Source organism: Pedobacter sp. ASV12 (genome assembly GCF_016429155.1).
Lineage (GTDB): Bacteria > Bacteroidota > Bacteroidia > Sphingobacteriales > Sphingobacteriaceae > Pedobacter.
In genome coordinates, this window is sequence record NZ_JAELUC010000119.1 from 1 (window position 1) to 7,553 (window position 7,553).

General features: G+C 42.9%; 8 protein-coding genes. 5 read left to right on the forward strand and 3 right to left on the reverse strand.

The features are described 5' to 3' along the window. Positions 1 to 199 (reverse strand): alpha-N-acetylglucosaminidase TIM-barrel domain-containing protein (locus JHD69_RS21540; RefSeq protein ID WP_370583519.1); only part of this gene is annotated, 199 nt, incomplete at its 3' end. On the opposite strand from JHD69_RS21540, the gene JHD69_RS21545 reads away from it, so the two are divergent. Together JHD69_RS21545 and eptA are read left to right on the forward strand one after the other, a co-directional pair. Further along, a complete protein-coding gene (locus JHD69_RS21545) occupies positions 141 to 479 on the forward strand; it encodes a phosphatase PAP2 family protein (RefSeq protein WP_370583520.1) in 339 nt (112 codons plus the stop codon). The genes JHD69_RS21540 and JHD69_RS21545 overlap by 59 nt on opposite strands. Next, on the forward strand, positions 454 to 1,989 hold the full coding sequence (eptA, locus tag JHD69_RS18225) for a phosphoethanolamine--lipid A transferase EptA (protein ID WP_255530782.1): 1,536 nt from the start codon (positions 454 to 456) through the stop codon (positions 1,987 to 1,989). Before JHD69_RS21545 ends, eptA begins: the two co-directional genes overlap by 26 nt. 73 nt (positions 1,990 to 2,062) lie before the next feature. On the opposite strand, the gene JHD69_RS18230 is transcribed toward eptA, so the two are convergent. Together JHD69_RS18230 and JHD69_RS18235 are read right to left on the reverse strand one after the other, a co-directional pair. Continuing rightward, positions 2,063 to 2,650, reverse strand: coding sequence for a hypothetical protein (locus JHD69_RS18230; protein WP_199141775.1), 588 nt, complete (start codon positions 2,648 to 2,650; stop codon positions 2,063 to 2,065). A gap of 4 nt (positions 2,651 to 2,654) precedes the next feature. Next, positions 2,655 to 3,680 carry a S41 family peptidase gene (locus JHD69_RS18235; protein WP_199141776.1) on the reverse strand — a complete coding sequence of 342 codons (1,026 nt, stop codon included), beginning with the start codon at positions 3,678 to 3,680 and terminating at the stop codon, positions 2,655 to 2,657. Positions 3,681 to 3,951: 271 nt separating this feature from the next. Here JHD69_RS18235 and JHD69_RS18240 point away from each other — a divergent pair, with 271 nt between their 5' ends. The 3 genes from JHD69_RS18240 to JHD69_RS18250 all read left to right on the forward strand — a co-directional run bounded on the left by JHD69_RS18240 (position 3,952) and on the right by JHD69_RS18250 (position 7,360). Then, entirely contained in the window at positions 3,952 to 4,491 is a 540-nt protein-coding gene (locus tag JHD69_RS18240) for a helix-turn-helix domain-containing protein (RefSeq protein WP_441339482.1), read from the forward strand. 127 nt (positions 4,492 to 4,618) lie between these two features. Then, on the forward strand, positions 4,619 to 7,036 hold the full coding sequence (locus JHD69_RS18245) for a heavy metal translocating P-type ATPase (protein WP_199141778.1): 2,418 nt from the start codon (positions 4,619 to 4,621) through the stop codon (positions 7,034 to 7,036). A 78-nt stretch (positions 7,037 to 7,114) separates the two neighbouring features. Then, positions 7,115 to 7,360, forward strand: coding sequence for a heavy-metal-associated domain-containing protein (locus JHD69_RS18250; RefSeq protein ID WP_199141779.1), 246 nt, complete (start codon positions 7,115 to 7,117; stop codon positions 7,358 to 7,360). Positions 7,361 to 7,553 lie beyond the last annotated feature (193 nt).

Here is a 7,553-nt window from a genome sequence, read left to right on the forward strand (position 1 = left end):
TATCGAACCAAGGATCGGTAGGATTTAAAAAATCAGGACGTACAAATCCGCCAACCCATTTGTTTTGTGGAACAGTTGAAGCCTTTAGTTTATCTTTTAAGGTAGTAGGTACCATGCCATAAAAGCCGAAGCATAAGGTTTTGTGGTCTTTTTTTATAATCATCGCGGGATTGATCCTCGCGTTTACCAGGGTGGGCATAGGAGCACATTATCCGCTTGATGTTATAATAGGCAGTATTATAGGCTATATTGCGGGGCTTGCCGGTATTTTTATCAGCCGAAAATATAGGATTTGGGCATGGATCGGCGATAAAAAATACTATCCAATTATTGTTTTGTTTTTCCTGGTTTGCTGTATTTGCGCAATCAACAAAATCATTGACGAAAATTTGATCATATTTTACCTTTCACTGGCGAGTTTGGTAGTTACACTATTTAAAGTTATTCATGTCTATGCTAAAGGCTATACTAAAAACTGAATTAAGGATAACTCATTTTGTTTTATTGATGAGTTTGCTGAATTTTTTATTTTTTCATTTTCCGTTTTATGCTTATGTTTTTAATCATATCGATTATAAAAGCCTGAGTAGTATGGTGCTTATCGTCAGCCTGGTGGTCCTCATGCTGGTTACCAACGCCTTTGTTTTTTATCTGCTGTTTTTTCTGTCGCGGATTGTTGGAAAATCTTTGCTGGTCTTGTTTTTTGTCCTGAGCGCAGTTGCGGTTTACTTTGTAAACACTTATGGCGTGATCATCGACGAAAGTATGATTGGCAATGTGCTCAATACCAACTACCAAGAAGCCAGCAGCTTTTTTTCTGTAAAGCTTATCTTGTACATTGTTGTACTCGGTATAATCCCCGCCATCTACCTTATTAAGGTCAAAATAATAAATGTATCCTTAAAGAAGTTCTTTTTAACTTCTTCGTTAACGCTGTTGTTTATTGTCGTTTTGGTGTTTGCCAATGCCAGCAACTGGCTATGGATCGATAAAAATTCCAAACAATTGGGAGGCTTGGCAATGCCTTGGTCTTATGTTGTCAATATTTCACGTTTTTATATCCATGAGCAACAAAAAAATAAGAAAGAAATTTTATTGCCAAATGCCACCATCGGGGATAATGAGAAATCTGTTGTAGTGCTGGTGATAGGCGAGTCGGCTAGAAGCCAAAATTTTTCTTTGTACGGCTACAAGAAGAATACGAACCCGCTGCTTGCGCAAACACAGAATTTGTTTCATTTTAATGCCACATCCTGCGCCACGTACACCACCGCAGGCGTAAAATGTATTTTAGAACATACCAATAGCGACGATTTATACGAAATCCTGCCTAATTATTTATATAGAAATGATGTAGACGTTGTTTGGAGAACCACAAACTGGGGCGAGCCTCCGGTTCATATCCAAGAATACCAGAACCAAGAAATTTTGGGTAAGGATTGCAAGGGCGAAGGTTGCCAATACGATGAAGTGCTATTAACCGGATTAAAAGAACGGATTTTGGCCAGCAAGAAAAACAAGATACTGATCGTGCTGCACACCAGTACAAGCCATGGCCCAACATATAGCAAAAAATACCCGCCACAATTTGAAACCTTTAAGCCCGTGTGCAACAGTGTTGAATTAGCCAACTGCTCTAAAGAAGAACTGATCAATGCTTATGACAATACCATTGTTTACACCGATTATATCCTTCACCGGGTAATTGAAGACCTGAAACAATTAAAAGCATACAAAAGCGCTATGCTTTTTGTGTCAGACCACGGCGAATCTTTGGGCGAAAAAAACCTGTATATGCATGGAGTGCCTATTAGTTTTGCACCTAAAGAACAATATGAGATTCCTTTTATAGTTTGGTATTCTGATAACAGTTCAAAACAGCTCAAGCCCAATAAAATGTTATCTCAAAACTATGTATTTCACAGTGTCCTGAATTTCTTAAATATTCAGAGCCCTGTTTACGATGAGAAAATGAGCATTTTTAAATAAATAGAGCCTGTTGTAAGCCGGTTTTTTGGAAAAGGCTTTGATGCGAACAAGGTTGCGCTGTTTGTTTGAAAGCCTATTTCCCGGCGAAGACATCCCTTTCTGGCAGCACGGCAATTCCCACGCGATGCAGGATCAGCGCTTCAGTACTTTGGGAAAACGATAATTCTAGCCAGGCATAATGGAGCTTGCCGTTTTTCTTAACTGCAAAAGCGAGGTATTTATGCGAAACCTCTTTCCATTTTCCCTGCCAGTAATCATTACCCGACATGGTGATTACCTTTTCCGACAATAGAAGGTGCGTGGCATTGTACCAGGAGTGGTTAGCATAGCTGTTCTTTCCAATCGCATTTCCCGTATTTAACAATGGTGTTTGCTCGTTCGAATCTACCGGCGAATAAGTGAGAAATGCACCACTAAAATAAAATTGTTGGCAATCAACACGCTCTGCTGGTTTGCCAAGGTATTCGGTGTGAATGGCAAAATCATTTACCCCGTCGTCATCCACATCGCAAGCGTAGCTGTTGCCAAAAGTTATTCGTCTATCCTCCAGGTTCTTGTATTGCATTTGAGGAATGTTGTCCATCGGATTGGTAAGGTCAGACTTGCGGCATGAAACCGAGCATAACACAAATAAAGCGATAACTAGAAAATGTTTGTTCATGATATTACTCCTTGATGTTGGCTAGCGCTTTGGCGTAAAAGGGCTTTTCTTGTTCGGGCATTTTTTCCATCACGGCTTTCAGCGCCATTTGATGGGCTGTTGTAAGCGCTTTGGTAGCAGATACGGCTACATTTGGTTCAACACCGGTTCCTTCCCAGTTGGTGTTTGTAATTGGATTGATGGCTTTACCGGTTGGGATAAAAGCGAAAAATCCATTACCCAATTCGAAAACCTCGCCATCATTTGCGCCTCCACCGGTAGTTTCTCCTACTAATACTGCTTTGTGCTGTGTTTTAAGGTCGTAGGCCAGTTCTTCTCCGGCAGAGAAAGTTGAGTTGTTGATCAGGATAAATACGGGCTTATCAATGTATTTGCTACCTTTCACCGGAACCGTCCAATATTCGTCGGTTTTGTTTTTTTTGCGGTAATAAAGGCTGTTGATCAGTACGGGCTTGTCGTCAAAGAAATAACTGGCCAGGTACTGCACCAGGTCGGGCTCTCCGCCTTGGTTGTTGCGCAGGTCAATAATCAAGGCATCGGTATTGGCCAGAAACATCATGGCGCCGCTACAGGTTTCGCCAACTTTGTTTACCGGACCAAAACCCTCTATTTTTAGGTAACCGACATTGCCTTCGAGGATATCTATTTTGGGTAGGCCGAGGTTAGCCCGTTTCATCTGGCGCATAAAAGATTCTTCCTGTGCTTGTGGTGAGGTTGGGGCAAACGGTTTTTTGGGGCTGTACCATAAATTAAGGTGCTTGTCGTGCACCACCTCACGCAACTGCTCCGTTAGGAGTTTCGCCAGTTTTGCCGGTTCGTCAATTTGGTCATAACCGCCTTTCTTTTGCAATGCTTTGATGTTTTTTGATGCCTTTTGGGCAACATCGAGGAAGATATAATTGTCATTCAGTTTTTCAATCAAAGTGTTAATCACCTGTTCTTTTTCTGTTTTGGTCAGCTTTACGGTTTGCCCAAAGAACTGAGCTGTGGTTAGCAGGATCATAATCGAGGTTAAAATGGTTCGCTTCATGTTTTTAGGGATATTCTTTAATTAAATTGTTATAAGCTTTATAGTGTATATGCCAGTTCAGGCATTTATGAATGCGCAAATATAAATAAAATATAATTGATATATCAAATATTGTTGTATCAATTTTTTGAATATAAAATGCGATATCTTTTAAAGTTGCTCAAGAGGTGTTCAGGCATTTGCCAGCGTGTAACCAAACTTTTTTTGATAAATTTATCCGATATAAGTCTGTAGATTTGGTGCCAAGATGTATACTCTTTTTATAAAAAACATGGTTTGCAACCGCTGTATCCTGGTGGTACAGCAAGCGCTTGACAAGTTGGGCATAACTGCAAAAAGCGTTAAGCTGGGAGAGGTTACATTAGGAAAGGAGTTGACGGCCACGGAGAAGAAAGTGCTGAATGGGGCCTTGGCGCCCTTGGGTTTTGAACTGATTGACGACAAAAAGAGTCAGCTGATAGAAAGGATCAAGAATATCATTATCGGGCTGGTGCATTACCATGAACCCGATGCGAAGCGTAACCTGTCTGACATTTTAAGCGACGAACTGCAACACGATTACAACTACCTATCGAACCTGTTCTCTGAGGTAACGGGCACCACTATCGAAAAATATCTCATTGCCCAAAAAGTAGAAAAGGTAAAAGAATTATTGGTATACGATGAACTTTCGTTAAGCGAAATAGCCTATCGGCTCAATTATTCGAGCGTAGCCTACCTGAGCAACCAGTTTAAAAAAGTAACCGGACTTACACCGAGCCATTTCAAGCAGGTTAAGGCAGAAAAAAGAAAACCATTAGACGAGGTATAACCATTTGATGGGCTTGCCAATGCCTCGTACAGCCAAGATGTAAATGTTATAACTTTTTCTCTAAATAGTGTAACATTCGGACACCTGTTTTTGGCCAATTTTGTATTGTAAATAAAACATACGATATATGGCAACTGGCGATAACGAAACCGTCTTTCTTCCCCTCGAAGATGTAGAAAGCGAACACTGTGCATTAATTGTTGACAAAGGACTGGCACAGGTAAAAGGCATCCGAACCCACAAAGTTGAATTGAATAACCAGAGGGCGGCTATTACAGTTAGTGATGCCGAAGTAGTATCGGAAGCGGTTAAGGCTGTCAAAGATTTAGGCTATGGTGTTACGACCGTTAAACATGCTTTTCCGGTTTTGGGCATGACCTGCGCTTCTTGCGCCGGCAGCGTAGAAAGCATGGCAAAACACCAGCCTGGCGTAGTGAGTGCTTCTGTAAATTTTGCAACGGGCAACCTTAGCATTGAGTATCTGCCCAACATGACAGATGCTTTGAAATTACAAAAGGCAGTTCAGGCAATTGGCTACGATTTGCTAGTTACAGACGAGCGCGCGCAGCAGGAAACCCTGGAAACCATTCACGAAGAGAAATTCAAGGCCCTAAAAACCAAAACCTTTTGGGCAGTGTTGCTTTCGTTGCCCGTAGTGGTTATTGGCATGTTCATGATGGATATACCTTATGCCAACCAAATGATGTGGGCATTTGCAACGCCGGTAGTGTTATGGCTGGGTAAAGACTTCTTTGTCAATGCTTGGAAACAAGCCAGGCACCGTTCGGCCAATATGGATACCCTGGTGGCATTGAGTACAGGCATTGCCTATCTTTTCAGTGTATTCAACATGCTCTTTGCCGATTTTTGGCATCAACGCGGCTTACACGCCCATGTTTATTTTGAAGCGGCGGCGGTTATCGTAGCTTTTATTCTGCTGGGCAAACTGTTGGAAGAAAAAGCCAAAGGCAATACCTCGTCGGCGATTAAAAAACTGATTGGTTTGCAACCTAAAACGGTTACCGTAATACAGCCCGACGGAACAGAGATACAAACACCAATCGAAGCCATAGCCGTCGGCGATACAATATTGGTAAAACCCGGCGAAAAAATTGCTGTCGATGGCCTGGTTGTTTCGGGCAATTCGTATGTAGACGAAAGCATGCTGAGCGGCGAGCCAGTGCCCGTATGGAAAGCAGAGCACGAAAAAGTGTTTGCCGGTACCATTAATCAAAAAGGCAGTTTCAGGTTTAAAGCGGTAAAGGTAGGCAAAGACACTATGCTGGCTCAAATTATCAAGATGGTACAGGATGCGCAAGGCAGCAAGGCGCCGGTACAGAAGCTGGTCGATAAAATTGCGGGTGTTTTTGTGCCCATGGTGATGGGTATCGCCATTCTTACCTTTATGTTATGGTTAAGTTTAGGAGGCGATAACGGCCTGGTACAAGGATTGTTGGCTGCCGTTACGGTATTGGTTATTGCTTGTCCGTGTGCCTTGGGGCTGGCTACGCCTACAGCCATTATGGTAGGGGTAGGCAAGGGTGCCGAAAATGGCATCCTGATTAAAGATGCGGAAAGCCTCGAACTGGCCAAAAAAGTAAACGCTATCGTGTTGGATAAAACCGGAACCATTACCGAAGGAAAACCGGTGGTTACGGCTGTGAAATGGTTAAACAACGATCAATATGCCCAGGATGTTCTGTTCAGCATCGAAAAACAATCAGAACATCCTTTGGCCGAAGCGGTGGTTAAACACCTGGAAGAAGCCACGAAAAGCGTTTCTTTATCGGCATTTGAAAGTATTACCGGTAAAGGAGCCAGAGCCGCCTACAACAACGAAACTTATTGGGTAGGCAACAAAAAACTACTGACAGAAAATCATATTTCCATCGCCGACGAACTGCAACAGGAAGCCGACGGTTGGGGCCGGGAGTCTAGAACGGTAATCTGGTTTGCCGACAGCCACAAAGCGCTTGCCGTTATTGCCATAGCAGATAAGATCAAGGAAACATCAGTAGCTGCCATCAAGCAAATGCAAGCAATGGGCATAGCCCTTTATATGCTTACCGGCGATAATGAGGCAACAGCCAAAGCCATTGCCGAACAGACTGGCATTGGGCATTACAAGGCCGAAGTGCTGCCACAACACAAAGCCGATTTTGTGAAAGAACTGCAACAGCAAGGCAAAGTAGTAGCTATGGTGGGCGACGGTATCAACGACAGCACCGCATTGGCAACCGCCGATGTGAGCATAGCCATGGGCAAAGGGAGCGATATTGCCATGGATGTAGCCAAAATGACGATTATTTCATCCGATCTGACCAAAATACCACAAGCCATCACTTTATCTAAACAAACAGTGGCTACGATAAAGCAAAACCTGTTTTGGGCATTTATCTATAACCTTATCGGTATTCCGATAGCGGCGGGCATTCTTTATCCGATCAATGGCTTCTTGCTTAATCCGATGATTGCTGGTGCAGCGATGGCACTGAGCAGCGTAAGCGTAGTAGGCAACAGCTTGCGCCTGAAATGGAAAAAGTAGATACAGGATAAATCTTGAAACCTTAAAAATAACTTAATAAACAGCTTTGTGCTGGAAACCTAAATCACCAAAAATAACATGGAAAACGTAAAATTAAGCATACCCAATATGCAAAGTGCACACTGCCAATCGAGGGTGGGAGCCGCCATTAAAGACATCGACGGATTAAAAGTAGAAAAACTCACTACCGGAGAACTTGTTGCAACTGTTGATAGCGACGAGGTCAAAGAAGAATTGATAGCAGCGATTGAAAAAGCCGGTTATAAGGTAGGCAACGATCATAACAAAACATCCACTACGTTGGGTGGCTGCTGCAGCCACTAGGAAAAAATCGGATACTAGGGATGGGGTAGCTGCCATCCCTTTTGATTTTGAACGGATTTTAGTGAAAACGCCGTTGCAACTGAACAAATGAAAAACTATTTTTGACCTAGTGCCTGTCTCTTATACACATCTGACGCTGCCGACGAACCACGACATGTGTTGGTCTGGGGGGTGGGGGGGGGGGGGAGAGAGG

Bases quoted from the DNA above. Each gene is read 5' to 3' on its own strand.
- eptA (WP_255530782.1), top strand. From the start codon at position 454: ATGCTAAAGGCTATACTAAAAACTGAATTAAGGATAACTCATTTTGTT.
- JHD69_RS18230 (WP_199141775.1), bottom strand. From the start codon at position 2,650: ATGAACAAACATTTTCTAGTTATCGCTTTATTTGTGTTATGCTCGGTT.
- JHD69_RS18235 (WP_199141776.1), bottom strand. From the start codon at position 3,680: ATGAAGCGAACCATTTTAACCTCGATTATGATCCTGCTAACCACAGCT.
- JHD69_RS18240 (WP_441339482.1), top strand. From the start codon at position 3,952: ATGGTTTGCAACCGCTGTATCCTGGTGGTACAGCAAGCGCTTGACAAG.
- JHD69_RS18245 (WP_199141778.1), top strand. From the start codon at position 4,619: ATGGCAACTGGCGATAACGAAACCGTCTTTCTTCCCCTCGAAGATGTA.
- JHD69_RS18250 (WP_199141779.1), top strand. From the start codon at position 7,115: ATGGAAAACGTAAAATTAAGCATACCCAATATGCAAAGTGCACACTGC.